This is a genomic window from Haloprofundus halophilus (assembly GCF_003439925.1).
GTDB classification, from domain to species: Archaea; Halobacteriota; Halobacteria; order Halobacteriales; family Haloferacaceae; genus Haloprofundus; species Haloprofundus halophilus.
This window is the reverse complement of record NZ_QQRR01000001.1, coordinates 515313-539395: the sequence shown is the minus strand read 5'-3', so window position 1 is coordinate 539395 and position 24083 is coordinate 515313. Positions and strand designations below refer to the sequence as shown.

At 66.9% G+C, this 24083-nt stretch carries 30 protein-coding genes and 1 tRNA gene; 14 read left to right on the top strand and 17 right to left on the bottom strand.

The genetic code is table 11. The features are described from left to right. Positions 1-331 precede the first annotated feature (331 nt). Positions 332-1177, top strand: coding sequence for a ParA family protein (locus tag DV709_RS02650; protein ID WP_117594036.1), 846 nt, complete (start codon positions 332-334; stop codon positions 1175-1177). Continuing rightward, positions 1174-1572, top strand: coding sequence for a hypothetical protein (locus tag DV709_RS02645; protein WP_117591503.1), 399 nt, complete (start codon positions 1174-1176; stop codon positions 1570-1572). The genes DV709_RS02650 and DV709_RS02645 overlap by 4 nt, the downstream gene beginning before the upstream one ends. A gap of 38 nt (positions 1573-1610) precedes the next feature. Here DV709_RS02645 and DV709_RS02640 read toward each other — a convergent pair whose 3' ends face one another. From DV709_RS02640 to guaB, 3 genes are all read right to left on the bottom strand, one after another. Beyond that, complete coding sequence (locus tag DV709_RS02640; RefSeq protein WP_117591501.1) at positions 1611-2210, bottom strand: HalX domain-containing protein; 600 nt, start codon at positions 2208-2210, stop codon at positions 1611-1613. 121 nt (positions 2211-2331) lie between these two features. Beyond that, positions 2332-3405 carry a TrmB family transcriptional regulator gene (locus DV709_RS02635; protein WP_117591499.1) on the bottom strand — a complete coding sequence of 358 codons (1074 nt, stop codon included), beginning with the start codon at positions 3403-3405 and terminating at the stop codon, positions 2332-2334. Positions 3406-3516: 111 nt separating this feature from the next. After that, complete coding sequence (gene guaB / locus DV709_RS02630) at positions 3517-5010, bottom strand: IMP dehydrogenase (RefSeq protein WP_117591496.1); 1494 nt, start codon at positions 5008-5010, stop codon at positions 3517-3519. A gap of 488 nt (positions 5011-5498) precedes the next feature. On the opposite strand from guaB, the gene DV709_RS02620 reads away from it, so the two are divergent. Further along, on the top strand, positions 5499-6491 hold the full coding sequence (locus DV709_RS02620) for a DUF5794 domain-containing protein (RefSeq protein WP_117591493.1): 993 nt from the start codon (positions 5499-5501) through the stop codon (positions 6489-6491). Between the two features lie 36 nt (positions 6492-6527). Here DV709_RS02620 and DV709_RS02615 read toward each other — a convergent pair whose 3' ends face one another. Continuing rightward, positions 6528-7052, bottom strand: coding sequence for a metal-dependent hydrolase (locus DV709_RS02615; RefSeq protein WP_117591491.1), 525 nt, complete (start codon positions 7050-7052; stop codon positions 6528-6530). A 98-nt stretch (positions 7053-7150) separates the two neighbouring features. Between DV709_RS02615 and DV709_RS02610 the strand changes: the two genes are divergently transcribed. Continuing rightward, positions 7151-7372, top strand: a complete 222-nt coding sequence (locus DV709_RS02610; RefSeq protein WP_117591489.1) for a DUF5795 family protein — start codon at positions 7151-7153, stop codon at positions 7370-7372. 45 nt (positions 7373-7417) lie between these two features. After that, positions 7418-7592: transfer RNA gene (locus DV709_RS02605), tRNA-Trp, on the top strand. A 105-nt stretch (positions 7593-7697) separates the two neighbouring features. Here DV709_RS02605 and DV709_RS02600 read toward each other — a convergent pair. Continuing rightward, positions 7698-7892 carry a hypothetical protein gene (locus DV709_RS02600; protein WP_117591487.1) on the bottom strand — a complete coding sequence of 65 codons (195 nt, stop codon included), beginning with the start codon at positions 7890-7892 and terminating at the stop codon, positions 7698-7700. 314 nt (positions 7893-8206) lie between these two features. On the opposite strand from DV709_RS02600, the gene DV709_RS02595 reads away from it, so the two are divergent. Next, a complete protein-coding gene (locus tag DV709_RS02595; RefSeq protein WP_117591485.1) occupies positions 8207-8416 on the top strand; it encodes a hypothetical protein in 210 nt (69 codons plus the stop codon). Positions 8417-8643: 227 nt separating this feature from the next. Here DV709_RS02595 and DV709_RS02590 read toward each other — a convergent pair whose 3' ends face one another. The 4 genes from DV709_RS02590 to DV709_RS02575 are packed head-to-tail and all read right to left on the bottom strand — an operon-like array spanning position 8644 to position 11949. Continuing rightward, positions 8644-9738 carry a glycosyltransferase family 4 protein gene (locus DV709_RS02590; RefSeq protein ID WP_117591483.1) on the bottom strand — a complete coding sequence of 365 codons (1095 nt, stop codon included), beginning with the start codon at positions 9736-9738 and terminating at the stop codon, positions 8644-8646. Continuing rightward, the gene (locus tag DV709_RS02585; protein ID WP_117591481.1) at positions 9739-10116 is read right to left on the bottom strand and encodes a 6-pyruvoyl trahydropterin synthase family protein; all 378 of its coding nucleotides are present in this window, start codon (positions 10114-10116) and stop codon (positions 9739-9741) included. It lies immediately after the preceding gene. Positions 10117-10123: 7 nt separating this feature from the next. Beyond that, on the bottom strand, positions 10124-11167 hold the full coding sequence (locus tag DV709_RS02580) for a zinc-dependent alcohol dehydrogenase (protein ID WP_117591479.1): 1044 nt from the start codon (positions 11165-11167) through the stop codon (positions 10124-10126). Positions 11168-11169: 2 nt separating this feature from the next. Continuing rightward, complete coding sequence (locus DV709_RS02575; protein ID WP_117591477.1) at positions 11170-11949, bottom strand: GTP cyclohydrolase III; 780 nt, start codon at positions 11947-11949, stop codon at positions 11170-11172. 167 nt (positions 11950-12116) lie between these two features. On the opposite strand from DV709_RS02575, the gene DV709_RS02570 reads away from it, so the two are divergent. From DV709_RS02570 to DV709_RS18295, 3 genes are all read left to right on the top strand, one after another. Next, the gene (locus DV709_RS02570) at positions 12117-12905 is read left to right on the top strand and encodes an HAD-IIA family hydrolase (RefSeq protein ID WP_117591475.1); all 789 of its coding nucleotides are present in this window, start codon (positions 12117-12119) and stop codon (positions 12903-12905) included. A 74-nt stretch (positions 12906-12979) separates the two neighbouring features. After that, the gene (locus DV709_RS02565) at positions 12980-13576 is read left to right on the top strand and encodes a DJ-1/PfpI family protein (protein ID WP_117591473.1); all 597 of its coding nucleotides are present in this window, start codon (positions 12980-12982) and stop codon (positions 13574-13576) included. Between the two features lie 72 nt (positions 13577-13648). Next, entirely contained in the window at positions 13649-13780 is a 132-nt protein-coding gene (locus tag DV709_RS18295) for a hypothetical protein (RefSeq protein ID WP_256360025.1), read from the top strand. Between the two features lie 50 nt (positions 13781-13830). Here the strand turns inward: DV709_RS18295 and DV709_RS02560 are convergent, their stop codons facing one another. The 5 genes from DV709_RS02560 to DV709_RS17570 all read right to left on the bottom strand — a co-directional run bounded on the left by DV709_RS02560 (position 13831) and on the right by DV709_RS17570 (position 17139). Continuing rightward, a complete protein-coding gene (locus tag DV709_RS02560) occupies positions 13831-14226 on the bottom strand; it encodes an OsmC family protein (protein ID WP_117591471.1) in 396 nt (131 codons plus the stop codon). A gap of 212 nt (positions 14227-14438) precedes the next feature. Next, on the bottom strand, positions 14439-14834 hold the full coding sequence (locus tag DV709_RS02555) for an OsmC family protein (RefSeq protein ID WP_117591469.1): 396 nt from the start codon (positions 14832-14834) through the stop codon (positions 14439-14441). 98 nt (positions 14835-14932) lie between these two features. Beyond that, positions 14933-15667, bottom strand: coding sequence for a metal-dependent hydrolase (locus tag DV709_RS02550; RefSeq protein ID WP_117591467.1), 735 nt, complete (start codon positions 15665-15667; stop codon positions 14933-14935). A 140-nt stretch (positions 15668-15807) separates the two neighbouring features. After that, a complete protein-coding gene (locus DV709_RS02545) occupies positions 15808-16920 on the bottom strand; it encodes a M24 family metallopeptidase (protein WP_117591465.1) in 1113 nt (370 codons plus the stop codon). 51 nt (positions 16921-16971) lie between these two features. Beyond that, the gene (locus tag DV709_RS17570) at positions 16972-17139 is read right to left on the bottom strand and encodes a hypothetical protein (RefSeq protein ID WP_157972626.1); all 168 of its coding nucleotides are present in this window, start codon (positions 17137-17139) and stop codon (positions 16972-16974) included. 121 nt (positions 17140-17260) lie between these two features. On the opposite strand from DV709_RS17570, the gene hisC reads away from it, so the two are divergent. Genes hisC through DV709_RS02525 form a run of 4 tightly spaced genes read left to right on the top strand, consistent with a single transcriptional unit; the run spans position 17261 to position 20078 of the window. Further along, a complete protein-coding gene (gene hisC, locus DV709_RS02540; protein WP_117591463.1) occupies positions 17261-18343 on the top strand; it encodes a histidinol-phosphate transaminase in 1083 nt (360 codons plus the stop codon). Beyond that, positions 18340-18882, top strand: a complete 543-nt coding sequence (locus tag DV709_RS02535) for an adenylate kinase family protein (protein WP_117591461.1) — start codon at positions 18340-18342, stop codon at positions 18880-18882. The genes hisC and DV709_RS02535 overlap by 4 nt, the downstream gene beginning before the upstream one ends. Beyond that, the gene (locus tag DV709_RS02530; RefSeq protein WP_117591459.1) at positions 18879-19493 is read left to right on the top strand and encodes a CDP-alcohol phosphatidyltransferase family protein; all 615 of its coding nucleotides are present in this window, start codon (positions 18879-18881) and stop codon (positions 19491-19493) included. Before DV709_RS02535 ends, DV709_RS02530 begins: the two co-directional genes overlap by 4 nt. A 57-nt stretch (positions 19494-19550) precedes the next feature. Continuing rightward, the gene (locus DV709_RS02525; RefSeq protein WP_117591457.1) at positions 19551-20078 is read left to right on the top strand and encodes a multiprotein bridging factor aMBF1; all 528 of its coding nucleotides are present in this window, start codon (positions 19551-19553) and stop codon (positions 20076-20078) included. A gap of 6 nt (positions 20079-20084) precedes the next feature. On the opposite strand, the gene DV709_RS02520 is transcribed toward DV709_RS02525, so the two are convergent. Beyond that, complete coding sequence (locus DV709_RS02520) at positions 20085-20312, bottom strand: hypothetical protein (RefSeq protein ID WP_117591455.1); 228 nt, start codon at positions 20310-20312, stop codon at positions 20085-20087. Between the two features lie 185 nt (positions 20313-20497). Between DV709_RS02520 and tpiA the strand changes: the two genes are divergently transcribed. Then, positions 20498-21142 carry a triose-phosphate isomerase gene (tpiA, locus tag DV709_RS02515; protein ID WP_117591453.1) on the top strand — a complete coding sequence of 215 codons (645 nt, stop codon included), beginning with the start codon at positions 20498-20500 and terminating at the stop codon, positions 21140-21142. Positions 21143-21257: 115 nt separating this feature from the next. Here tpiA and DV709_RS02510 read toward each other — a convergent pair whose 3' ends face one another. Both DV709_RS02510 and DV709_RS02505 read right to left on the bottom strand, forming a co-directional pair. Then, complete coding sequence (locus DV709_RS02510; protein ID WP_117591451.1) at positions 21258-23300, bottom strand: helicase HerA domain-containing protein; 2043 nt, start codon at positions 23298-23300, stop codon at positions 21258-21260. Between the two features lie 85 nt (positions 23301-23385). After that, complete coding sequence (locus tag DV709_RS02505) at positions 23386-24027, bottom strand: hypothetical protein (RefSeq protein ID WP_117591449.1); 642 nt, start codon at positions 24025-24027, stop codon at positions 23386-23388. Positions 24028-24083 lie beyond the last annotated feature (56 nt).

Genomic DNA, 24083 nt, shown 5'->3' with positions numbered 1-24083 from the left:
CCGGTAGAACGACGGCGGAGCCGGCGTACGAGGAAATGCTCACCGGCTACACAGACGGCCGAACGCCGTGAAAGCAAATCGACGACGGTCGACACGAGGACGAATCCCCTTCCGAGCAGAAACAGCGTCCGGCCTCCGAGAGGAAGGGTCACCTGAGGCGGGGACGCCGTCTATCGAATTTCCACACAGATATCTGGAAATCTACCCGGATTGATTTCCAGACATATTTCCAGATATATGTCTAAGAAGGTATGAGCGGAGCTATCCAGCGGGTTTCGACGGCGCGATTGTCTGACGGAGATTTATGTACGGCTCTGCGAAAGCGCAGGCCATGAAACGGGCAGTGACGATGTGGAGCGAATCCGGCGGCGTCGGGAAGACGACGATGGCGACGAACACGGCGGCCGCGCTCGGGCGGCGGGATGCGGACGTCCTCGTCGTCGATTTGGACCCGCAACTCGGTAGCTTGACAGATCACGTCGGCTTCGGCGACCTGAAGACGACCGACGACGACCACCTCGGCGACGTTCTCCTCGACCAGGAACGCGACGCGTCCGAGCTCGTCGTCGACGCGGGTGACTTCGACCTGATTCCGTCTCACGAGGGGTTGGCGAACATCGAGAGCGAGATGGCCGCGCGCAACACCTCGCTGCGCGAGTTCCAGTTGCGCTCGTCGCTGTCGCCGCTGGCGGGCGAGTACGACTACTTCCTCGTCGACCCCCCGGCGACGCTGAACGTCCTCGTCGACAACGCGCTCGTCGCCGCGCGAGACGTGGTCATCCCCATCGAGCTCACGCGGAAGGGAAGCGTCTCCATCGACGGTCTGGAGGATACGCTCGACAGCATGGAACGCGGGTTCCGGACGTTCGACGACGCGTTCGCGCTCGGTATCCTCGCGGTCGTCCCCAACGAGGTCGGCGACTCCAACATCTACCGGGAGGTCCGCGAGGAACTGGAGACCGACGGCAAGCCGGTGACGCCGTTCGGCGTCCGCAAGCGCGACGTGCTGAAGGAGGCGTGGCGCAACCACATGAGCGTCTTCGAGTTCGCCGACAGCGCCGAGACCAGAGACCTCCGTCCGTACGAGGAGGACCTGCTCGACCAGTTCGACACCGTCGCCCGCATCGTCGAACGCGGGAGCGTCGAGGCGGCGCTCGACGTGGAGGTGGCGCAATGACCAAAGACGACCGGTACGGCGCCGCGGGCGACACCTACGGCGACGTCCCGGCGAACGTCGAGAACGGTGCCGAAACGTCGACGCCCGACGGAGAGCCGGACGCCGAAGCCGAGTCCGCTGCCGACCGAGCCGACGCGTCGGCCGGTTCGGACGCCGTCGAACTGCCGTTCATCTTCGCCCGTCGAACGGTGAAAGCCGACCGCGACGCGCTCCCCGTCTACGTCCGACCGACGACCGCCGAACGGCTCGACGCGCTCGAACGCGAACTCGCCGACCGATTCGACGGCGACGACGTGATGTCGCTGGACGTGCGCGAAGCGGTCGTCACGGCCGGGCTCAGGAACGTCGGCGACGTCGTCGACGTGATGGAAGAGTGGGGCTACGGGCGGCGATAACCGGCACCGAGGCGGAAGAACTGACCAGAGAGGGTCGATTACTCGTCGAACTCGTCGAACCCGAACGAGTCCTCGCGGTCGATATCTCGGTACATCCCGACGAAACTGTCGTGGTCGACGCCCTGTAACCGTTCGTCGAGATTCGACCGCACCTCGCTGAGTCGCGCGTCGAGTTGCCGGTACTCGGGGGTCTCGGCGAGCGTCGACTCGTCTTTTTCGGCCTCCAGTACGGCCTTCTTCGAGGCGAGCGCGAACAGTTCGCGGACGCCGTCGTCGTACTCGCTCCGAAGGAGGAGGTCCGAGACGGTCCCCAGAAGCGACTCGCGGGTGACCGGTTTGACGAGGTAGTCGTCGAACCCCATCTCGACGATGTCGAAGTCGGGTTCGACGGCGGTCACCATCGCGACGCGACAGTCGATACCCCGGTCCCTGACGGCGTCGAGAACCTCGTCGCCCGAGAGACCCGGCATCCGTCTGTCGAGAAGCACGACGTCGACGTCGTCGTCCAACTCCGAGAGCGCCTCGTGACCGCCGTACGCGGTACGGACTCGGTACTCGTCGTCCAACCACGCCACGTAGAGGTCGGCGAGGTCGGCTTCGTCTTCGACGACGAGCACCAGCGGCGGTTCGTCGGTCATCGGCCTCCCCTCGTTGCCCGGCAAACGCCCATATCACCTCCATGGCGGACGACGCTATATCAAGATACCTCTTGTGAGTGAAATAGCAGCTGCGCTGTTGTAAGAAATCTGTCCTCTTCGGCTACGGAACCGATTCGACGGTCAGCCTGTTGGCCTCGATATCCTCGACGACCGCTCCCCAGCCACCGACGGTTCTGGTCTCGCCGTCGACGTCCACCGTGAGTGCGGTTTCGCCCGCCAGCTGCGACAGCGGCGGCTCGCCGTTCGTCGACGTTCCGGCGTACGAGACGTCGACGAGCGTCCCCGTGAACGACGTCGCCTCCCCGTTCTGCGTGTCGAACCCCTCGACTCGGACCTGAATCGTCGCCCCGTCGTCGAGCAACGGCTCCATCTCGCGGACGAACCGTCGGATGTCGGCGTAGACGAGCGGCGGTTCGGTCGGGCGCGCATCGTACACTGTCTCCCACACCTCCCAGAGACACGTCTGGAAGTACCAGTGGAAGACGTACGTGAGCGTGTAGTCGTCGACGAGCACGCCGTATCGGTTGACCGAGCGCGCGTGCGGCGTGAAACAGGTCTGGCTCCGGTCGACGAGGACGATGAACGGCGCCGGCAGCCGCCGGTGGCGGACCTCCGTGGCGACTCCCTCGTACGCCCTCGCCTCGGGCAGGGCGTCGGGGGTCGTCTCCGAATCGGTGTGAAGCGAAACGCTGACGACCGCCCCGTTGTCGTACGCCGCCGAGAGCGCGGGCCGAAGCCGCCTGAACTGCTCGGCGGTCGCCGACACCTGCACCTCCGTCTCCGCCTCGCGGACGATGTCGCGGGCGCGGTCGAACACCGTCTCGAAACGCTTGACGATGCTCACCATGTGGTCGTCGACGGCGGGTTGCTCCCAGCGCTCCTCGATTTCGGCGGCGGCGGCGGTGAACCGCTCGGCTTTGCCCCGAAGCGAGGTGAGCACGGCCTGCGGTTCGTTCGCGCGGGCGTGGAGACTATCCTGCTCGTACGTCTCGATGTACCCCTTCGCCTCCAGGTCGCGGAGAACGTCGTAGATTCGGGCGGTCGGAACCGAACAGGCGTCGGCGAGTTCGGTAGCGCTGGCCGAACCCAGTCGGAGCAGCGCCGTGTACGCGTCGGCCTGGTACTGCGATAGCTCGGCGTCTTCGAGCGCTCGACGTAACTCCGCGGTGTCCATCAGAGTCGAATCGACAACATAACGATTAATAACTGTTCCTTCGTTCCGACCGACCCGTCGTAAAATCGACTTCGCCGTCCGGCGTCGAACGAAGCGCCGGCGTCCGGCCGTTTACTCCTGCGGACTGTAGTTCGGCGCTTCGTCGGTGATCATCACGTCGTGGGGGTGGCCCTCGGTCTGGCCCGCCGAGGAGACGCGGACGAACCGGGCGCGCTCTTTGAACCCGGGGAGCGTCTCCGCGCCGACGTAGCCCATCCCGGACTTCATGCCGCCGACGAGCTGGTGGAGCTCGGAGGCGAGCGTCCCCTTGTACGGGGTGGCGGCCTCGACGCCCTCGGGGACGAACTCCTCGTCCTCGTCGGCGTCTTTGAGGTAGCGGTCGCCGCCGCCCGAGCGCATCGCGCCGACGCTGCCCATGCCGCGGTACTGCTTGTACTTCTTGCCGTTCATCGTGATGACGCGGCCGGGCGCCTCCTGGGTCCCCGCGAAGTAGGAACCGAGCATCACCGCGTCCGCACCGGCGGCGATGGCCTTGATGGCGTCGCCGGAGTAGCGAATCCCGCCGTCTGCGATGACCGGGACGTTCTCCCTGCTCGCGACGTCGGCGACTTCGGCGACGGCCGTTATCTGGGGCATCCCCGACCCGGTGACGACCCGGGTCGTACAGATGGACCCCGGCCCGATGCCGACTTTCACGCCGTCGGCGAAGTCGACGACGGCCTCGGCGGCTTCTCGGGTGCCGATGTTGCCGACGACCACGTCGGCGTCGACCTCGGATTTGATGCTACGGGCGCTGTCGATGACGTTGAGGTTGTGCGCGTGCGCGCAGTCGATGAACAGCACGTCCGCGCCCGCCCCGTCGGCGGCGACGGCGCGGTCGGTCTCGAACGGGCCGACGGCGACGCCGCAGACGAGTCGCCCCTCGTCGTCGCGGGCGGCGTGCTCGTGCTCGCGGCGCTGGAGGATGCCCTGCATCGTCACCAGTCCCACGAGGCGGTCGTTCTCGTCGACGATGGGGACGCGCTCGATTTTGTAGTCGTACATCAGTTCGAGCGCGTCGCGGGCGGTCACGTCCTCGCCGGCGGTGATGACCTCGTCGGTCATCGCCTCGCGGACCTCGTCGCTCTCGCCGACTTCGAGGTACGGACGGATGTCGGTGCCGGAGATGATGCCGAGAACGATGTCGTCGTCGTCGACGACGGGCGCGCCGCTGACGCCCTCGGACTCCATCATCGCGTCGACCTCGCGGACGGTCTGACTCGGGTGCGCCGTGACGACGTTCTCGCGGCGGATGACGAGCTCGTCCGCGCGCTTGATGCGTTCGATCTCGGCGACCATCGCCTCGACGGGCATGTTCCGGTGCAGTACACCGAGACCGCCCTCGCGGGCCATCCCGATGGCCATGCCGCTCTCGGTGACGGTGTCCATCGCCGCCGAGAGAACGGGGATGTTGAGTTCGACGTTTTTCGAGACTCGCGTCGCCACGTCCGCGTCGTCGGGTTCGACGCGGCTCTCCATCGGTCGCAGGAGGACGTCGTCGAACGTCAGCGCTTCCGGTACTCGTAGTTTCTCCGAGAACGTGTCGTCGGGAACGTCGTTCGCCATGTAAGGGGTCCCGGCCGTCCGGACAAAAACGTTGCGAGATAGCATCCACTTGCGGATGTTTCTCACTGTAATCGCGAGTACTATACATCTATGTGTATATATTTGGGCGTCACGGCGGACGGTTCGCCGTTCGGTGCAATATTTACCCGATACGAAGCGGTCCGTCGTGGATACTACAGCAAAACGAGTAACTATTCGTCAAATCGTAGGTTCGGCTTATAAATTAGAGTGCGAGTACGCTGCCGTATGCACTCGCTTCCCACACAACACTTAATAGTTCTGTCCGAATTAGTTCAGCCATGAACTCCGAGAGTTCAGCCGCACTGCGCACTGCCGGTCGACCAGACTGCAACTCCGGCACCCTCTTTACAGCGATGTGGCTCACAATTAAATCGGGGTTTGTAGGCGGAGGACGACCGTGGTGGTCCGCGTCCTCGGGCTTGCGCTCGTATCACCGTCTGGCCGAAGGTGACGGCCGTTAGTCTCAGATGAGTGTCTCACAGCACCCGATTGCGCTGCGCTTAGAGCAGCAGGTCGGCGGCGCGACGCGTCTCCTGGCGACCGTGATGGCGCTGCCGCTCGTCGACGGTATCTTCCCCGCGCTCGTGTTAGCGGGGGCGCTGACGACGACGACCGCCAGCGGCGCGACGATGTTCTCACCGGTGGGAATCGTCGAGACGGGGCTTCTCATCTTCGGCGGCTCCGCGACGATGGCGGTCATCCTCGCGGAGATGGACGGGACGCGGCGCGAACAGATACAGTCGGTGCTGCTCTTGGGCGCCGTGTTGATTCCGCTGGCGGCCGTGGAGGCCGCCCTCGCGGGAACCATCGAGAGTCTGCTGAACATCGCCATCTTCGAGCGCTTCGCCGGCGTCGTCATCATCGCTATCGCGGCGAAGACGGCGAGCGCCGAGGTCGGCAAGTATCTGCCGGGTCCGGCGGTCATCATCGGCCTCGGTCTCGTGGCGAGTTTCGACCCCGCCGGCGCGCAGTTGGTCGTCGACCTCGACCCCGTGACCGTGCTCGCGGGCGCGGCCGCCGCGGGCGTCGGCGTCGGTTTCGCGCTCGGCGTCGCCGTCTTCGGCGACCACCTGCGCGGGAAGGTCGACATCGACCTGTTCCGCTTCGGGAGTTCGGTGGCGCTGGCGATGCTGGCGCTGTCGGTGCTCGGCATCATGAACACCCACTACCCAGTCGCGCTCGGCGTGCTCTGCGTGACGGCTGCGTTCTCGTACGACCCCAGCGCGTCCGACGACGCCGACGCCGCGGAGACGGGCGAACCGAGCGACTACGACGACCGGCCGCCCACCGGCCGGGTGTCCGACGACCGGCGTTCGGACGGCCGAGTCGCCGACAACCCGGTCGCCGACGGCGGCGACGCCCCGCGGTCGGCGGTCCACGGGGACGACGACCCCGAAGAAGAGTCCGGTCCCGCGTACGGCTACCCCGGCGAGGACGACTCGCGCGCGCCGTGGCTCTGAACGCCGACGGTTCACCGCCCCGTTTCGGCTCCGACGCTACTTCCGCCACCACCAGAACCCGACGTTGACCAACACGCCCGCGGCGAGCAGTCCGAAGTTCACCGGGTTCGAGTTGTAGTAGACGACGTCGATGCCGACGCTCCCCGGAACGAGCGGCCACAGCGGTTCTATCGGCTGTGAGATGTCAGGTGCCGAGAGGATGTCCCCGAACACGTGAGCGGCCCCGCCGACGAACACCGCCAATCCGGCGAACGTCGACGGTCGGTCGAGTGCGTCCGCCGCCCGCGACAGCGACCCTCGGTCGGCCAACCACGGGACGAGCGTTCGACCCAGAAGCGGACCGAGCACGGCACTTACGATACCCACGAACAGAAGCGTGTGGGTGACCCCGTGGTGCTGGACCGTCGCGACCGCCTTGCTCAGGTACAGGTCGATATCAGGTAGCATTCCGAACGGCGTTCCGAGGGCGATGAACGCCACCGCCGACTCGCGGTCGACGAGAAACCACGCCGGTGAGAGTGCCAACAGTGCGATTCCGATGTGTCCACTGACGTCAACCATAGCGTACAGTTCGCTTCGTAGATTGGTAAATCTCGGGGCCGATGGCGGTGTGTCGACGAAGACAGAGAACTTAGGTGGGTTCGTCGTCTGGGAGACGTATGAGCAATCGCGTCGTTGAAGGCCGGATGGTGACGGCCGAACGACTCGCCGAACTGGTCGAGGGCGAACGCCCGATGGAAGCCGACAGCATCGACGACGCCGACTTCGACTGCCCGGAGTGCGGCGGCAACGTCCTCAGCGTCGGGTACATGCCGAGCGTCACCGAGTTCGTCACCGGCTACAAATGTCAGGACTGCGAGTGGGCCGACGACGACCGGTAACCGAATCGAAACCCCTTTAGTGGTTTTGCGACAATGAGAAGACGAGGGGTCGTGGCCAAGCCCGGCATGGCGACTGACTCCAGAGGCGACGCCCGGGACGAAACTCCAGACTGATATACCGAGCGACCGACTGATCATCGGTTCGCGACGACGACCCTCTGGAGTTCCGAGGCGGACCGGAGATATCAGTCGATCGGGGGTTCAAATCCCTCCGACCCCACTAACTCCTCGCGACACCCACCGTCGAGCAGTGCGTGCGCACTCCCCGAAGGCGGTTTCCGGTAACCATCCGCTCCGACCGGCGCTTCTCGACTGCGGCCGGCCGCTACTCGTCGCGCGACTTCGGCTCTCTGTCGCTCCTCCGAGCGTCGACCAACCGCTGAAGCCACGCGATCTGTTCGTCGCTGATTCCGTCTTCGACGGCGGTGGTCGGCGGACTCCCCAGTTTCAGTTCCCGGCTCGAGTGCTGCGAACCCTCGCTCTGACGAGTCGACTTTCGGAACGGACCGGTCGTGGACATCAAGATACTCGGTGAACTCTCTAATAATAAGCTTTCTCCAAGTTACTACCAAAAACTGCCGAACGGTAGATTATCAGCTCTCGGCCGGCGTCTAGCGCCCGGCATCGACGCCGAAACTGTGACCCCCGAGAGCGCATCGAAGTTCGCCTCTTCGGGAGGCGTACCGACGTACCGCCGCAGTCGACAGTCGTCCGTTCGACGGGGAGAACGCGGAGCCGAGTCCGAGCCCCTCCTACCACTGAATCCGCAATCACAAAAAAGAAGGTTTACATACGGAGACACGTAGGCGTCCCCATGGACGGGAGAGAGCGGCGATGAGCGACCGACCCAGAGGCGAACCGTACAGGTACACCGGACCGTGCCCGGTCGACGGCTGTGACGAACAGTTCGTCGCCGTGGGCGTCCCGAACCTCCGACAGCACGTCCGCGAGGTACACGGTCCGCTCGCCGTCCACGAGCAGGTCCCGGAACTCGAACTCGTCTCGGGCACCGACGCGCAACGCCGCCACCGCGAGCGGAAGTAGCACGCCCGACCGCCGCTCTCCGCCGCCACCGCTCGCGGACTACTGCTCTCCGCCGTCGTTCTTCGCCGCCGCCGCTCGCCTGACTACTGCTCTCCGCCGCCGTTCTCCGCCGCCGCTCGTCCTTCGCTCTTCGACATCGACCGCGGTCTCCCGACGACCGTCCTACCGTCGTCTCACCGACGCAGCCGTTCGGCACGACCCGGCCGGCGCCGAGTCGAACCGGCCGCTCAGACCGAATCCGAACCGACGAGCGAGTCGAGAAACGCCGCGATGCGCGCGCCCGTCTCTGCCCACGTCGGGTGCGCTCCGTACGTCGCCAACGCCGCCAACCCCATCCGCGCGAGGCGTTCGCGGTTCCGACACAGCGGGGCGACGGCGTCCGTCACCTCCGTCGGGTCGGTGGGGTCGACCAGATAGCCGTTCGTTCTGTCGGCGACGAGTTCGCTCGCGCCGCCGGAGGCGGACGCGACGACCGGGAGTCCGAACCCCATCGCTTCGACGTAGGCGATGCCGAACCCCTCGTACGTCGAGGGCATCGCGAACAGGTGGCTTCGCTCGTACAGCGCCGCCAGTTCCGCGTCCGCGAGTCGGCCGGTGAAACGGACGCGGTCGGCCAGCCCCGCCCGGTCGACGGCGGCGCGGAGTTCTTCGACGTACTCGGGGTCTCCGGTGAGACTCCCGGCGACGACGAGTTCCCAGCGTTGGCGGACTCGCGCCAACCCCGCCAGGAGCGTCTCCACGTTCTTGCGTCTCGTGACGTTGCCGACGCAGACGACGCGAAGCGGGCCGTCGCGTGCGCGCTCTCGGACGCGAGCGCCGGTGACCGTCGTCCCGAAGCGGTCGCCCGCCGGGTAGGCGACGACCGACGGTTCGGTAGTCCCGGCCGAGCCGTCGCCGACGAGCGTCGAGACGGCCCGGCGCGTCGTCTCGCTGTTGCAGACGAACGCGTCGACCGACCGGAGATACGCCCGTTCGAGACGCCGAACGAGCGCGTTTCGCCACGTCGGGCGCGTCTCGTCGACGCGGAGGTGGTGGACGACGGCGACGACCGGTGCGTCGACGCCGAGTCGACGGTTGAACCACGCCAGCGACGGGTGGCAGAGCTCGTCCTGTAGCAGGACGTCGAGGTCGGCAGCGCGGATTCGGCGCGACAGCGAGGTGTCGACGTTGTCCGCCAGAGAGGGGAGATATCCGCGCTCGGGTAGCGAGAACACGACGACGTCGTCGCCGCGTTCGCGCAGGTGGTCGACGAGCCGGCGGTCGTAGAGAAAGCCCCCGGAGCGTTCGTCGAGGTCGCCGTAGACGAGGAGGCCGACGCGCATTCAGAGCGCCGTCTCGTACGCCGCCGCTGCCTCCTCGTCCTCCCACGCCGTCACGCGGACCCGTTCGGGGCCGTCGAGCGTCGCCTCGTCGACGACCGCCTCGCAGAGAATCCGCGCGAGTCGCTCGACGCTCGGATTCTCCTCCTCGAACTCCGGGAGATCGTTCAGCGTCGCGTCGCGGTACCGCTCGACGACCGGCGACAGCGCCGCCTTCACGTCGTCGATGTCGACGAGGTAGCCGTACTCGCTCAGCGTCGGACCCTCGAACCGGAGTTCGACGTCGAAGCGGTGCGAGTGCAACTCGCCCTCCGGGCCGGGGTCGGGGACCGTCAGGAAGTGCTGGGCGATGAACGACCGGCGGACGGTTACCGAGTACATACTCTCGTTACGGGTCGCGGTACGTAAAGAGGATACCCACGGCGGCTTCGGCGTTCGAATCGAGCAACTCGTAGGCGCGTTCGGCGTCGCCGACGGGAACACGGTGTGTGAGCAGGCGTTCGACGTCGAGTTCCGCGAGGTAGTCCCACGCGACGTCGAGGCGTCGGTCGTTGTCCCATCGGCCGCGAAGCGGCGGGTCGAGCGTGCTCACCTGGCTGTTTTCGAGTCGGATGCGACTGCGGTGAAACCGCCCGCCCAGGTCGAGCGTCGCCGGTTTCGTCCCGTACCACGACCCGACGACGACGCGGCCGTCGTACCCCGTCGCGCCGACGGCGGCGTCGAGCGCGGCGGGGTTCCCCGACAGCTCGAACGTCAGGTCCGCGCCGTCGCCGACGCGTCCGCTCGCACCGCCGTCCAGTGGCCCCGACGGGTCGAATCGCTCGCCGACCTCCTCGGGGGCGATGCTCTCGTCGGCGCCGAACTCTCTGGATAGCTGCCGTCGTTCGCCGATCTCGTCGACGGTGACGAGTTCGTCGAGCGGAAACGACGAGAGCACGGCCGTCGTCAGCAGACCGACCAGCCCCTGCCCGAAGACGACGACGCGCTCGCCGACCATCGGTCGGCCGTCCATCGCGAAGTTGACCGCGCTCTCGACGTTCGGCAGCAGCGACGCCGTCGCCATCGAGCAGTCGTCGGGCACCGCGTGGAGTTCGCTCGGCGAGGCGCAGAAGTGGCTCTCGTGGGGACGAAACGCGAACACGCGCCGGCCCGTCCACGCCTCGTCGACGTCGGCGCCGACGGCGGCGACGGTACCGACGGCCGCGTACCCGTACCGGAGCGGGTAGTCGAGCGAGCCGTCGAGCGCGCCGATGGTCTCGTCGGCTCTCAGCTCTCTGGGGGCGTCTCCGCGGTAGATGAGCAGTTCCGTCCCCGGGCTGATAGCCGAGTACGTCGTCTCGACGAGCATCTCGTCGGGGTCGGGCGTCGGAATCTCGGACTCCGTGACGCGGACTTCGCGCGGCGCGGTGAACGTCACGGAGCGTGCGGGCATGGTCAGTCGTCGCCGACGTGCGCCGGTGCGGCCGCGAACTCGACGTCGGTGCCGCGGTGCCGACAGTCTTCGAGCGCGTGCTTGGCCGCGAAGCCGGCGACGTGGGCGCTCTCGCCCGCGCCGACGCCGACCTTCAGTTCGACGCCGACCTCCGACTCGACGTGTTCGATGGCGCTTCGGTACTCGCTCTCCGACAGCGAGGGGCAGACGGAGATGATGTTGTCGCCGCCGACGAAGAAGGAGAGCGCGCCGTGCGCCTCGCGCATGTGGCGCATCAGGCTGGCGTAGCCCTGCTCGATGTGGATGAACGAGTCGAACTCGTTGAGGCGGTCGGTGTACTTGCCGGTGGCGTCGTTGACGTCGAAGTGGGCGATGTTGAGGTCGTCGGTGCCCGAGGAGGCGCGGAACTCGCCGCCGAGCACCTCGCGGCGGTCGCCGTCCTGGGCGCTGCCGGCGAGCTGAATCTCCTCGGTCGCCCGTTCGAGGGCCTCGACGGGCACCTCGTCGACGCCGACGCCGAGGCTCAGGGTGACTGGATAGCGGTTCCGAATCGACTCCTGCATGAGCTCGTGGTCGGCGCGATCGAGGCCGTTGGTCACCGCGACCATGTTGTCGAAGCGCGTGAAGAAGGCGTAGCCGTCGCGGCTGCCGACGAACTGCGCGAGGTCCGCAAAGAGGCGAGACTGCAGCGTCTGGAGGTCCATCTCCCGTCTCGGTTCGGGGGTGACCGTCCAGGGTCCGTAGTTGTCTATCTGGATGAGCGTCAACTGCGTGTTCGTCACGGTGTCCGATAGAGGGGTTGGGAGTACATTGTTCTTTGGTTCGACTCCGACTCTCGCCGTGAAAACGCCCCGCACGGGGACGGATGCGACCGAACGCTGTTCGTCGGCGGCGGTGCGACCGTTCGGCCACCGCCGGGTTCAACATCGCGGACGGCGTACGAGGGACGATGGAGTTTCGCGGGGCAGTACTCGACGTCGACGGGACGGTTCTCAGGGGTAACGAGCGGATACCGGGAGCGACGAGCGGACTCGACGCCCTGCGTCGGGCGGGCGTCGACCGCGTCTTCTTCTCGAACAACCCGACGAAAGCGCCCCCGGCGTACGCCGAGCGCTTCGCCCGCGCCGGCGTCGACGTCGGCCCCGACGAAGTGCTCACCTCGGGGACGGCGACGACGGCGTACCTCGAAGCCGAGCACGCGAACGACTCGCTGTTCGTCGTGGGCGAGACCGGCCTCACCGACCAGTTCGAGGACGCGGGGTTGACCGTCACGGCCGACCCGACGGCCGCCGACGCCGTCGTCGTCTCTATCGACCGCGGGTTCCACTACGACGACCTCGTGGCGGCGATGGTCGCGCTCGAAGACGAGTCGGTTCCGTTCTTGAGCACCGACCCCGACATGACCATCCCGGCGGTCGACCGCGACCTGCCGGGGTCGGGCGCGATGACCCACGCCGTCGCGGGCGTCGTCGGTCGCTCGCCCGACGCGACGCTCGGTAAACCCTCCGCGCACGCCCGCCGGTTGGCCCTCGACCGCCTCGGTCACGACGCCGAACGGTGTCTCGTCGTCGGCGACAGACTCGACACCGACATCGCGCTGGGCGCGTCGGCGGGGATGACGACGGTGCTCGTGAAGACCGGAATCGCCGACGACCGCGCGCTGGCCGAGTCGGCGGTCGAACCCGACTACGTCCTCGACTCCTTCGCCGACATCGAGCGGGTCGTCGGCGACCGGTAGCCGGACTTATCGGAACCGCGACCGGTTCGCCCCGACGAAACGTTATCTCCCTGCGTGAATCACTCTCACACGCCATGTCAGGCAAGAAACTGCTCATGATAGTCGGCGACTTCGGCGAGGACCTCGAGATAATGGTGCCGTTCCAGGCCCTGCAGATGATCGGTCACGAGGTGGACGCCGTCTGCCCCGAGAAGGAGGCCGGCGACCGGATCAAGACCGCCGTCCACGACTTCCGCGGCGACCAGACGTATCTGGAGGAGCGCGGCCACGACTTCACGCTCAACGCGACGTTCGACGACGTCGACCCCGCGGAGTACGACGGCCTCGTCGTCCCCGGCGGGCGCGCGCCGGAGTACCTCCGAACGTACGACGCGGTCCTCGACTACGTCCGCCACTTCTTCGAGGAGGGAAAGCCCGTCGCGTCGCTCTGTCACGGCCCCCAAATCTTGGCCGCGGCGGGCGTCCTCGACGGCTACGAGATGACCTCCTACCCCGCCGTTCGCGCCGAGTGCGAGGCCGCCGGGTGCGCGTGGGTCGACGAGGTGACCACCGACGGCAACCTCGTCACCGGACACGACTGGTCGGACCACCCCGAGTGGCTCTCGCAGTTCCTCGACGTGCTCGGGACGACAGTCGACCACGAGTCCGCGTCCGTCGCGGCCGACGACTGAGTCGACCGCCGAACATTCGTGGTTCGTGAGAACACCCCTCACAATTTTGTACGGGAACGACGAACGGGGGGTATGGAAGGCGACGACAGTCCCTACCGCTTCCGCGACGAGCGGACTCAGAGCCCCGTGTACGACCCCGAAGAGCGCGAGACGGTCATCGTCGACGGACAGGCGATGAGCTATCGAAGCTACCGTCGACAGTAGCGACTCTCCGCCCTCCAGTTCCGGAAAAATCGGCGTTTACGAGCGCGCGCTCAGAACGCGCCGTCGTTGACCGCGACGTCGGCGTGAAGTTCCTCGCGGAGCGCCGCGTGGACGTGGCAGATGTCCTCTGCGCGCGAGACGACTTCGTCGACCTCGTCGCCGAGGTCGGCCTCGACGTAGATGTCGAAGCGAATCGCCGTGAGGTCGTCGTCGCCGTCGAGGTCGGCCTCGGCGTCGATCTGGAGTTTGCCGAGGTCGTCGAAGCCGCGCTGGGAGCCGCCGACGCGGAACGCGGGGAGGAAACACGACGCGTAGTCCGCGACGAGAACCGAGTTCGGGTCCGGCCCCTGCTCGTTGGTGGCGTCGATGGAGAGTTCGAAGTCACCGACTTCGCTGGTGCTCGCGTAGCCCTCTTCGCTGACTGTCGTCGTCTGGATGTCCGTCATACGTACCGAACGTGGAACTGGAACGTCCTAAAGATTGCTTCATCGGCGACCAACTGATACCCCGCTCCGCCGGAAAATACTCGCTCGTTCTCGGTAACGGTTCGGCGGTTCTCGCCGGGAAATATCGCCGACGGACCGGCACCGGTCGGACCGATACCGGGCGGGGGCGACGTGACGTGACGACGCGACGACCCGGACCCGGCCGTCGCGCGTTAGTCCGACCCGCCCTCGATGGTCGTCTCCGCGTGGAGGCTCTCCTTGAGCGCGTCGTGGACCTTACAGAGCTCGAAGGCGCGCTCGAGGATCTCCTTGCCCTGGTCGTCTTCGAGCGCCGGTTCGACGCGGACGTCGAAGGCGACCGACTCGAGTTTGTCGTCGTCGTTCAACTCCCCAGTCACGTCGATCTCGATGCGCCCGAGGTCGTCGACGCCCCGCTGGCGCCCGCCGACGCGGAGTGCCGGGACGAAGCAGGACGCGTACGCCGCGAGCAGGCTCTCGAGCGTGTCGGGGGCGTCCTCGCCATTCGAGTCGATATCCACCTCGAACTCCCGTATCTGACTGGTCGCGCTGTACCCTTCCTCGGAAACGGTGTGTACCTCTTTCGCCATACATCTCTCTCAACCACTGCCGTTCACAAAAATGGTCGTTTTAGCGGGGTGAAAGACGCGAAATCCGGACAGTCGCGAACGCCGACCTTCCCGGCGGTTCAGTACCCCTCTTCGAGGGTGAACGACTCGTCGGCTTCGGGGACGACGACTTCGGCGTCGGACCCCGTCGCCTCCACTTCGCGCCGGAAGTCGTCGGTGTCCTGTTCGATGGGCGGGAACGTGTCGTAGTGCATCGGGTACGCGTAGTCGACGTCGAGCCAGTCGGCGGCGATGGCGGCCTGCCACGGGCCCATCGTGAAGTGGTCGCCGATGGGTAGCGCCGCGGCGTCGGGTTCGAGGTACGGACCGATGACCTCGCGCATCTCGGTCATCAGGCCGGTGTCGCCCGCGTGGTAGAAGGTGGTCGACTCGTCGTCGGACACCTGCGTCGGCTTGGTGTCGGAGATGACGAACCCGCCCGGCATCCCGACGTCGTACTCGTAGCCGGTGTTGACGCCGTTGGTGTGGTCGGCGCGGTGCATCGTCACGTAGGCGTCGCCGCACTCGACGGTGCCGCCGATGTTCATCCCCATGCCGCCGACGGCGTCCTCGAAGCCCATCTCCTCTTTCGCGTAGGAGACGAGCTCCGGCACCGCGACGAGCGTTGCGTCGGAGAACTCGCCGGCGTGGCCGATGTGGTCGGCGTGGCCGTGAGTGAGGAGCACGTAGTCGGGGTCGTCGACGTCCGACGGGTCGAGCGACGTCTTCGGGTTGTCGAAGAACGGGTCGATGAGCAGGTCGGTGTCGCCGACGGTGACGTACCACGTCGAATGTCCGTGCCAGGTGAGTTCCATAGCGTGCCGTTCTACGGAGCAGTTACGCATAAAAATACGTCCGGCGGTCGGACTCGCTGGCGACAAAACGATGAAAAAGGAACGCCGGCGCCGCGGTCCGACGCTCCGGCCGACGAGTCGCAGACTCGCTCCGCCGGGCGCTACAGAACTCGCAGGTCTCGCGGCGTCTCGGTCAGCACTTCCGCTCCGTCTTCGGTCAACAACACGTCGTCTTCGATTCTGACGCCGCCGACGCCGTCGACGTAGACGCCCGGTTCGACGGTGAACGCGTTGCCGACGGTGAGCGTCGCGTCGTTACCTTCGACCAGGTACGGCGGCTCGTGACCCTCCAACCCGAGGCCGTGGCCGAGTCGGTGGGGGAAGTAGTCGCCGTAGCCGGCGTCGTCGACGACCTGCCGCGCGGCGCGGTCGAGTTCCTGATACTCGACGCCCTCGGCGACGGCCTCGCGCCCGGCGCGAGCCGCCTCGCGGACGACTTCGTAGATGTCGCGGCACTCCTCGCCGGGGTCGCCGACGGCGACGGTGCGGGTGATATCCGAGAAGTAGCCGTCGACCCGGATGTAGAAGTCTATCATCACGAGGTCGCCCTCCTCGATTTCCGTGTCGCCGGTGTTCGCGTGCGGGAAGGCGGTACGTTCGCCGGCGGTGACGATGCCGCCCGCGTAGCCGTCGGCGTCGCTGTCGATGACGCGCTTTTCGATGGCTCGCTCCACGTCGCGTTCGGTCGTGCCGACTTCGATGTCCTCGAACGTCTCCTGCAGCACTCGGTCGCTGATGCGCGCCGCCTTCCGCATCGAGTCGCGTTCGGACTCGTCCTTTCTGGCCCGGAGCGCCGCCGCGGCGGGTTCGAGGTCGCGTATCGACTCGGGGTCGTGGTAGTCGGTGAGGAGGGTGTACTCCAGCACCCGGGTCGACCGAAACTCGACGGCGGCTTCGCCCGACAACGCCCTGTCGGCGGCGAGCCGGTCGAACGCCTCGCTCGCCGCCCGCGTCGGGTCCGTCGCGTCGCCGTACGTGTAGAACGGCACGTCGTCGCCGAGTGCGTCGGCGGCGCGGTCGGTCTCCAGTTCCGGGAGGACGGCCGCCGGTCCCGCCTCCCGCGAGAGCACGAGCAGCGTCGGTCGTTCGCTCTGGTGCATCGACAGCCCCGAGAGGTAGCGAAGCGTCTCGCTGGGGGCGACGTACACCGTCTCGACCGACTCGGGGAGTTCCTCGAACAGCGCCGACCGGCGGTCGGCGTATCTATCTGTCATTGGTGAGCGAGACGCACGACGCTTACTAAGTGTATGGCTTTCGGTGACCGACTACGGATTCTCGTCGGTCACCTCGACGACGACGGCACCGTCGACGTACTCCTCGTCGCCGCCCTTGCGGAGTTGCATCGTCTCCGTGAGGGGCGCACCGTACACCCGCCTCGACCCCGTCGCGGCGTAAGTCAGTTCACGGAAGCGGGTGGTCCCCTTCTCGGTCATAAACTTTCGAGGTCTCGTCCCGACCGACGGCCCCGTCTGTAGGCCGGCGGACTCCCGTCGTCGTCCCCGCCTCTCGTCCGGTGTAAGCACCCTTAAGACCCGCCACAAACACGTACCGAACATGGAACCACGGGACCTCTCCGCGAACTCACCGTACGTCCCCGGCCGGGGAATCGAGGAGGTCGCCCGCGAACTCGGTCTCGACCCCGACGACCTCGTGAAACTCTCGTCGAACGAGAACCCCCACGGGCCGAGTCCCGACGCGGTCGACGCCGTCGAAGCGGCCGCGCCGGACCTCGACGTCTACCCGACCACCTCCCACGCCGACCTCACGGAGAAACTGGCGTCGAAGTGGGACGTGGCCGCCGAACAGGTGTGGGTCAGCCCCGGCGCCGACGGCGCCATCGACTACCTCCACCGCGCGATGCTCGACCCGGGCGACGGGATTCTCGTCCCCGAACCCGGCTTCGCCTACTACTCGATGAGCGCGCGGTACGTCCACGGCGATTCGTCCACCTACGGTCTCTCGAAGGGCGACGACTTCGCGCAGACCGCCGAGAACGTCCTCGGCGCGTACGACGGCGAGCGCGTCGTCTACCTCACCTCGCCGCACAACCCGACCGGGTCGGAGTTCCCCCGCGAGGAACTCGTCTCGCTTCTCGCGGCCGTCGACGACCACACGCTCGTCGTCGTCGACGAAGCCTACGGCGAGTACGCCGACCAGCCAAGCGCGGTCGGCTTGCTCGGCGACCACGACAATCTCGCGGTCCTCCGCACGTTCTCGAAAGCGTACGGTCTCGCCGGCCTCCGTATCGGCTACGCCGTCGTGCCCGAGACGTGGGGCGACGCCTACGCCCGAGTCAACACGCCGTTCGCGGCGAACGAACTCGCCTGCCGCGCGGCGCTCGCCGCGCTCGACGACGGCGACCACGTCGAGAAGAGCGTCGAGAGCGCACGCTGGGCGCGCGAATACCTGTACGAGAACCTCGACGCGCCGACGTGGGAGAGCGCGGGCAACTTCGTGCTCGCCGAGGTCGGTGACGGAACCGCCGTCGCAGACGCCTGCCAGCGAGAGGGCGTCATCGTCCGCGACTGCTCGAGTTTCGGACTCCCCGCCTGCATCCGCATCTCCTGCGGTACCGAGGAGCAGACGAAACGCGCGGTGGAGACGCTCAACCGCGTTCTGACCGAGGCCAAAGCATGAGAGTCGCCGTCACCGGCACGCCCGGCACCGGGAAGACGAGCGCCACGGCGCTGCTCGAAGACGAGTTCGCCGTCGCCCACCTCAACGACGAGGTGCGCGACCGTGAGTTCTGGACCGAACGCGACGAGGAGCGCGACTCGCTGGTCGTCGACGTCCAGAAGTTGGCGGCGTGGGTCGACGAGGAGTACGGCGAAGCGGGCGACTCCGACGACGACGGCGGCGACGTGACTGTCGTCGAGTCCCACCTCGCGCACCTCCTGTCCGCAGACCGCGTCGTCGTCCTCCGCTGTCGGCCGGACGTGCTCGAATCTCGCCTCCTCGACCGTGGCGAAAACGAGGCGAAAGCCGCGGAGAACCGAGAGAGCGAAGCGCTCGACGTGATTCTCGCCGAAGCGGTCGAAGAGAACGGCGTCGACTCCGTGTACGAAATCGAGACGACAGACCGGTCGCCGGCGGCCGTCGCCGAGGCGATTCGCGCCGTCGTCGCCGGCGACCGCGAGCCGTCGGCCGGCACGGTCGACTACCTGGAGTATCTATGACGCTCGACCAACTGCGCCCCGTCGCCGACCGGCTGCTCGACCCGCTCGTGACGGGCGCGAACAAGTTGGGACTGACACCGGACGGCGTGAGCGTCATCGCCTTCGGCTTCGCCGTCGCCGCCGGCGGGGCGTTCTGGGTCGCGTCGCCGGACGCGACCGTCTGGTACGTTCTGGGCGCGTTCTTCGTCTTCGTCAACGGCTGGCTCGACCTGCTGGACGGCGCGCTCGCCCGCGAACAGGGCGTCGCCTCCTCGGGCGGCGACCTCCTGGACCACGTTCTCGACCGATACGCCGACATCGCCGTGTTGGTCGGTTTAGCGGCCGGAATCGGTCGCTACGGCCTCGGTCTCGCGGCCGTGACGGGCGTGTTGATGACTTCCTACCTCGGGACGCAGATTCAGGCGGTCGGCCTCGGTCGCCAGTACGGCGGCCTGCTGGGTCGCGCGGACCGACTCGCGCTCGTCGGCCTCGTCGGCGTCGTCGCCGCCGTCGTCCCCGGACCGCTCGTCGCCGGTCTCTCGCTGGTCGGGTTGCTGCTCGTGCTGTTCGCCGTCGTCGGTCACTTCACCGCGCTCCAGCGCTTCTGGGGCGCGTGGTCGGACCTGAACTGAACCGGGCGTCGACACCGCCGTCGTGTATTTTATACCACGTCGTCGTCTACGGGGCGTATGCCACAGTGCGAGATGTGTGGTGCCGAGCAGGCATCGCTCACAACCACGAAAGTCGAAGGTGCCGAACTCGAACTCTGTGAGAACTGCAAAGGGTTCGGGACCGAGGTCCGCACTGAATCCACCAGTTCCGCCTCGACGAAGTACTCCACCTCGTCGAGCGGGAAATCGGACGCTTCGTCCAGTTCCTCCTCGTCTTCGTCCTCGTCCGGAGGGTCTCGCCGTCGCCGGCGCGACATGTTCGACGATATGGACGAGATCGCCGGCGACTACGACGACCGAATCCGGGAGGCCCGCGAGGCCGAGGGTCTCAGCCAGGAGGACCTCGCCAAGCGACTCAACGAGAAGGCGAGTCTCATCCGCAAACTCGAACGCGGCGACATCCTCCCCAGCGACGCCGTGCGGAACAAGCTGGAGCGCAAACTCGACATCTCGCTCACCGAGGGCGGGAACACCGACGACGCGGACTGGTCCGGCGGCGGGTCGACGACGACGACGCTCGGCGACGTCGTCAAACGGAAAGACTGAGTCGAGTTACCGGTTGTGGCGGTGGCCGACGACGAGCGCTACCAGGTTCAACAGCAGTAAGGCGAGAAACCAGGTTCCCCGCTCTCCTTGGAGTCCGGGTTTCGTGACGACGAGTCCGATGAGAACCACCGGTATCACCACCGCCGTCCAGAACGCGACTCTCCGTACGACGGGCCCGAGCGTCTCCAGCGCCTCCAGTACCTCCTCGACCTGCGGCGAACTTCCCGTGCTCATCGTCTTCCTCCCGACATACTCTCACGTAGGACGGGAGCGAATATAGCTATAGCTCGCCTACTCGCTGTAAGTCGTGGATACCGCCGACGATAGCTCGAACCGTCCCCCGACGCAGCACCGAAGCCGGCGTTCGCTCGGTTTCGGGAAGACGAACCTATTTGCCGCCCCCGACGCCTCTTATCGGTATGTTCATCCTGGTGAACCTGAAGGCGTATCCGTGCGACCCAGTCGAAGTAGCGTCGGCCGCCCGCGACGTCGCCGACGACTCCGGCGTCCGCATCGCCGTCGCGCCGCAGGCGGCGCACCTCTCGCGCGTCGCCGAGACCGACGTGGAGACATGGGCCCAGCACGTCAGTCCCGTCGAGTACGGCAGCCACACCGGCAGCACGCTCGCGGAGGCCGTCGCCGAGGCCGGCGCGACGGGCACGCTCCTCAACCACTCGGAGAACCGCCTCAAACTCGCCGACATCGACGCGTCGATGCAGGCCGCCGAGCGCGCGAGCCTCGACACTATCGTCTGCGCGAACAACCCCGAACAGTCCGGTGCCGTCGCGGCGCTCGGCCCGGACGCCGTCGCCGTCGAACCGCCGGAGCTCATCGGCGGCGACGTCTCGGTCAGCAGCGCCGACCCCGACATCGTCCGCGACGCCGTCGACGCGGTGAACGCCGTCGACGACGGCGTCGACCTGTTCTGCGGTGCGGGCGTCTCGACGGGCGACGACGTGACCGCCGCCGCAGAGTTGGGTGCGGAGGGTATCCTCCTCGCTAGCGGCGTCGCGAAGGCTGAGGACCCGCGGGCGGCGCTCGAAGACCTCGTCTCGGAACTGTAAGGGCCGCCTAGACGGGACCGTCGTCCGGCAACGTCCGGTTATCGGCGGTCGGACCGGCGGAGAGTCGAGAGCGAATCGGTCACCGGTCGGAAACGGGTCAGCCACCCGACGACGGTCACTCGATTATCTCGGCGTCGTCGGACGGCGTCGTCTCCCCCTCGGCCGCCGTTTCGACGCCGTCGGACGCTTCGGCTTCGTCGTCTGAGAGCCCGTCCTGTACCGCCTCGGACACTTCGGACTCCGCATAGTTCTCGACGATTTCAGCGTTCTCGAGTTCGTGTCCGACGACGCCCGGCGTCGTTCCGTTTGCCGTCGAGGCAGCCGACTCCGCCGGCTCCGCCGACTCCGACGGTTCGTCGTCTTGCCGGGTGTCCGCTTCGTCGGTCGCGTTCTCGGTTGTCGTCGCAGGGTCCGAAGCCGATTCGAGGGGTCCGTCGGCGTTGCCGTCCCCGCCGACTCGACCGACCGAGAGGTCCGAAAACGACGATTCGACGGCAGCGACGGTCGCCGCGAACTCGCCCTCGGCGAGTCTGTCGGCGTACTCGTCGCGGACGAGTTCGGGGAGCGTGTACCGGTACCGACCGCGGCCGACGTGCTCGATGAACCCCGCCTTTCGGAGCGCTCGGTTCCGGCCGTAGGCGAGCTGCTGGTCGCCGGAGTGGCCCGCGCCGACGTGGGCGTCGACGGGCGTGCTCAGGTCCTTCGCCCTGTAGTACGCGAGCATCTCGCGGGTCACGTCGTCGAGCGATTCGACGACCTCCCGGAGTTCGTCGACGATGGCGCGCCGAGAGCCGCCGGACGGCCTGCCGTCACCGTCTCGGGTCGCGTCTTCGCTTGGAGCCGGTGCCGTCGATGACTCCGACGCGGGTTCGTCGGGTCGACCGTCGGCTCCGTCTCCCTCGGTCGTTTCTGCGACACTCGCTTTCGTCTCGTTCGTTGCGGACGTTTCCGCCGCCGTCGCGTCCCGCTGACCGTTCTGCGTCGCGGCCCCGGAGTCGACCGGACCGACCATCGCCGGCGTCTCGTCGGATTCGTACTCGCCGAGCGCCGCTTGCGCGTGCTCGGGCCGAGCGAAGTTCCGACCGTCGCCGCCGCGGTACGGCGCTTCTGCTTTCTGGAGCAGCGCCTGCGCGAACTGGTCGGCCATCCGACTCAGGTCCTGCGCCTCCTCCAGTTCCTGCTTGAGCCGCCGAATCTCGGCGTCCTTCTTCTCTAACTCCTGTCTGAGGTCGGCGATGGTGCTCTCTTTCTGGGCCTCCTCGTCGGAGATGTCGCGCAGTTCCGAGACGAGGTCGCCGCTAACGGATTTGAGCTCCGGGCGTTCGAAGTCGTCGAGGCCGGGCGTCGCCCCCGCGTCGAACGTCTGCTTGCGGCGGAACTGGACCCGGCGGAGCGTCTCGCTCCAGTCGGTCATCATGAACGCCTCGCCGTCGTTCATGCTCTCGATGGCGTCGGCGTACTCCTTGCCGAGGATGCGACCGACGACTTTCGTGTCGTTACCCCACGTGAGACGGTGCCACACCAGCCAGTCGCACTGGGTGATGTAGTCCTTCTTCACGTCGGCGGGGCGCTGGCTGATGCCGACGATTCCCAACCCGTGTTTCCGCCCGCGCTTGCCGATTTTGATGAGCATCTTCCCCGCTTCGCCCATCCCGCCCTTCTCCGGGATGTACTCGTGGCACTCCTCGACGAGCATCAGGAAGGGCTTCTTCAGTTTCTTCTCCTTGGCGAACAGCTGTCGCGCCGTCTGCAACAGCATCTCCTCGGCATCGTTCTCGTCGAGGTAGCCCGACACGTCGAGGATGATGGGGACGTTCTGTTCGAGCGCGAGCGTCGCTATCTTCTCGGCGTGCTCGGGACTGACGACGATGTCGCACTCCTCGTCGGCGCCGGCGTGGAGGATTTCGTACTCCTCCTTCAGCCCGTAGTACTCGCCGTCGGTGTCGACGATGAGGACGGGGAACTGCGAGTCGAGCAGCTTCTCGATGACGACGCTCGCGGTGTTCGACTTCCCGGACCCCGACTTGCCGGTGATGAAGCCGCGTCCGGTGAGAATCTCGACCGCTGGAAGGCGGACGGTCGTTCCCGGTTCGGCGTCGTCGGTCCCGCCCGGTCCGTCGCTCACGTCCGCGACGGTGATGGTTTCTACGTCCGTCATGTTGGTCGTTGGTGGCTACCTCAGAGGCGGACCCTATAGTTCCTGCTGTCGTACCCCCTCTCGGACGCGGCGGCCGTATCCCGTTTCAGGGCTGCGTCGACGCCCGTTCGACCGTCTGCAACGAGAACCCCCACCCGGTCGCGCGCCGCTCGTGGTCGTCGAAGACGAACTCGCCGCTCGTGAGCGACCCGCCGTCGATTCGGGCGGTGCGCTCCGTTCGCTGCGTCGCTCCGTTGGCGAGGCGAAGCGTCGCCTCGAACGCGATGTCGACGGCGAACTCGTGGTCGTTTCTGATGACGTAGTTGATGGACACCTCCTCGCCGGGCTCGTCGCCGACGCCCGTCGAGGTCGTGTGTACGTCTATCTTCTCGCGGAGGTTCTCCGGTTCCGTCGTCGGCTGGGACGTTGCGGGTTCCTCCGTCGTCGTCGCGGTTGTTGTCGTCGGTTCGTCGTCGGCGCTGTCCGCCTCCGTTTCAGCCTCTCCGTCGTCGACCGACTCACCGGACGACTGTCCGGCTCTCTCGGTCTGCGAGGACGACGCCGCGGGCGTCTCCCCGCTTCTCTCGTCGACGGGGGCGTCGGTATCGTTCGCCCCGTTCGTGCCGTTCGCCCCATTCGTACCGTTCGCACCGTCCGCGTCGTCGCCGCTGCTCAGAAACACGAACGACGCCGCTGTCCACCCGACGGTGGTTCCCGCGACTAGACCGAGGATCCCCCGTCGCTTCATGATTCGATTCCGAAACGTTCGCAAATAAGAGTGTCGGATACTGTCATCCGGATGGC